General features: G+C 67.8%; 3 protein-coding genes. All 3 read left to right on the forward strand.

The window, feature by feature from the left end; all coding sequences use genetic code 11:
• On the forward strand, window positions 1-129 hold a 129-nt coding region (locus tag RYL44_RS10105; RefSeq protein ID WP_314975913.1), incomplete at its 5' end, for a 2-C-methyl-D-erythritol 2,4-cyclodiphosphate synthase.
• Window positions 130-207: 78 nt separating this feature from the next.
• Window positions 208-1,665 (forward strand): hypothetical protein, encoded by a 1,458-nt coding sequence (locus RYL44_RS10110; RefSeq protein WP_314975911.1) that lies wholly within the window; start codon window positions 208-210, stop codon window positions 1,663-1,665.
• 64 nt (window positions 1,666-1,729) lie between these two features.
• On the forward strand, window positions 1,730-3,085 hold a 1,356-nt coding region (locus RYL44_RS10115; RefSeq protein ID WP_314975912.1), incomplete at its 3' end, for a hypothetical protein.

Below are 3,085 nucleotides of genomic sequence, written 5' to 3' on the forward strand. Positions count from 1 at the left end.
GTCATGAGCGAGATCGCGGGAGGCACGGTCACCGTGTCGGCGACGACGTCGGATCGCCTGGGCTTCACGGGCCGAGGCGAGGGCGTGGCCGCGCTGGCGAGCGTCCTCATGGTGCGTGCCGAGAGCTAGCCGCGAGCGCGCCGCGCGTCTGCCGGGCGTGCGAGGGACCGTTGGCTCCTCGGCGCTGCCCTGTGATACAAACGACTCATGGGCAAAGACGATCATCCGGGCACGAACACTCCCGCGCGCGCTGAGGGGTGGGTGCCACCGAGCAGGGCGCCCCCAATCCCCCGACCCGCCAGCGTGCAGCCCCACGTGAAGAAACGCGGGAGGCCGGTCTTCCTCGCGGTTCTCTTGTGCGTCCTCGTCGTCATCGTCGTCATCGCCGTCGTCGGCATCCGTCTGCTGACGCAGACCCTGGGGGGTCAAGACGATCAGCATTCATTCACCTCCGCTCCTACCGTCGGCTACTCGGGGTCCGCGACGAGCACGGGAGTGATCTCCCCCGCCTGGGCCTCGGGCGTCGAGACGGCGTGGAGAATCTCCTTCCCTTCCACACAGTACGGCCCCCGCGCGATCACGACCGTTGAGGGCACCACCCTGTACGCCCTCTTCGAGGACCCCGACTATGCTACCCACCGGGCCACGGTCGCGGCCTTCGACATTTCGTCCGCGCAGCCGCGCGAGCTGTGGCGCACGACGGGCCCCACTCCCGAGTCATTCGGGCGTCCGGCTTTCGTCTCGCTGGCCGATCAGTTCATCGTCGGTTCCATCGTCATCGACAAGGCGACAGGCGCCCAGTCCCTGGCTCCGTGGGAGGGGTCGGAGGCGCTCGCGGCCGTTGACGGCGTCGTCGTGGCGTGCGATGGCAAACAGGCGTGCTCGGGTTGGGTGCTGGAATCCTCCTCGTGGGCGCGCCGGTGGGTGACGACCACGGCCAGCCAACGGGGTGGCCTGTCCACGTCGGCCACGCTCACGTACCCCGATACTCCCGTGATCGGTGCCGGAGAACACCAGTCGGTTGTCCTGCGGGTGGATTCGCCGACGCACCTGGCGCAGCTCCTCGATCCGCGAACCGGACAGGCCACGGACGCTGCTTCTGTGAGTCCCTTCGAGGATAGAACAAACAACGTTGTCAGCATCATGCTCGCCAGCGATGGGCTCGTGGCTTTCAACGACGATGTGTTCGTCACCTACGACGCCGACGGCTTCATCACGGGCACTCATCCCTATGAGAAGTCGCTGAGAAGACCGACGCGCGATGGGCGCGTGCCCTCCACATCAGAACTCACCGATTTCCTGGTCGGAGGACTGCCCGCGTGGTCGAATGCGGTGGTCACTGCCCAGACGGGGGCCGTAGCCCTCACGGTGACGCCGAGCGACGGAAGCCCGGCATTCGTTCTTGATCCCGCCAACAACGACCAACACCACTCCAGTAACTTTTGGCCCGAAGAGGTCCGCGCCAGCGCCGACATGTCGGTCGTGTACGTCGAGTCCGTCGAACCCAATACGACGGGCAACCGGTTCTTCTTCGACACGGCGAGCGGGGTGGGACATGGGTCGGCGGAGTTCCACGACGCGAAAGACTTATCGTGGGCCTTCGACGACCTGGCCATTGGCGTGACGATCGACGGCATCGTGGCTTTCACCCCGAAGGCCTCGTGATGACCCAACCCCCGAGCACCTGCCCGCGAACGCCCGCCCGAGCGACGACAGAAATGACACGCCCATGAGTACCAACGCCCCCCTGTACGGGACCTCCACGAGGACCACGCCCACGCGACCGACGCGCCTCTTCCTGGCGGGTGTCGCGCTTGTCGTGAGCCTCGGTGCCTTCCTCGCGCCCTCGCTGAGCACGAGCGCCCACCAGCTCCCCGGCCCGGCGGCGACCCCGCCTCCGCACATCACCGGCTCGGAGCAGGAAACGAGTCCGGACGCGACCGGCTACCGGGGGAGCGCCACCAACACGAACGAGCTCTCCAGCGCGTGGGCCTCGGGCATCTCGACAGCGTGGGTCCTGCCCACCAGCGACACTCTCCTGCCCGCGCAGCTGATCACCGAGGGCCAGACCCTGTACGTGCTCACCTACGGCAGCGGGAGTCCGACAGCGGTCACGGTGGCCGCCTACGACGTGTCGGGCAGTGAGCCGGTCGCCCAGTGGAGTACGACCGGACCCCAGCTGTCCCGGATTCGCGCCGAGGCGTTCCCGTCCTCCGTCTCGACTCCGAATGAGATTCTGCTCAGTGACATCATCGTTGATCGCTCGACCGGTGCCCAGACGCAGGCGCCCTGGGGTTCCGACCTGCCGATGGGGGTGGCAGGCGGCGTCCTCGTCACCTGCGACACTTTCAGCTCGTGCTCCGGGTGGTCGCGCGACTCTGGCGCGTGGGCGAGGCTGTGGTCCACGACGACCTCGCCCCAGCGCCGCGCGGGCCTGGCCCACTCGGGGCTGACGGCTCCCGCGAGCGCCGTCATCGGCAGCGGCGCCGGCGCTGCCGTGGTCGTCCCCGTCGACGAGGCCCACCAGGCCCCGCAGCTCATCAACCCGGCAACGGGGGAGCTGACGACTCTTGGAGAGGCACCCTCCACGAGCGGCCCGCGCGTCTCCCGGGTCACTCTGGCGAGCGACGGCGTCCTCGTCGCCAGCGAGAAGGAAAGCATCGCCTACAACACCGCGGGTGAGGTCGTGGGCACTGTCGGGGCCGGGTGGGAGCTCGACCGTTTCCCTGCGTCGGACCGCGCTCTCCCGAGCGTGGCAGACGTCGAAGCATTCTTGACGCAGGGCGGCGCGCAGTGGACGACAGCCACCGTCGAGCGGCCCTATTCGAGCGACGTTAACGGTCATCTCCTGACGGTGAGTCCGACCAACGGAAACTCTGCTCGCACGATCAACCCCGGTGAGTCATTCTCCGACCACGCCATGACGGACCCTTGGTCCGCCGCGCAGGTGCGCGCCAGCGCAGACGGTAATGCGCTGTTCGTCCAGTGCCTGCCGTCGTCCCCCACCGGTCCCTTCTTCTTCGGTATGGAACGCGAGATGACCTACGTGTCGCCGGAGCTGGACGAGGCCACGAACCTCACGTGG

The sequence above is a fragment of the Actinomyces bouchesdurhonensis genome, assembly GCF_963540955.1.
Lineage (GTDB): Bacteria > Actinomycetota > Actinomycetes > Actinomycetales > Actinomycetaceae > Pauljensenia > Pauljensenia bouchesdurhonensis.

What these genes read in the sequence shown, in the direction of transcription:
- RYL44_RS10110 (WP_314975911.1), top strand. Translation starts at nt 208, where the DNA reads ATGGGCAAAGACGATCATCCGGGCACGAACACTCCCGCGCGCGCTGAG.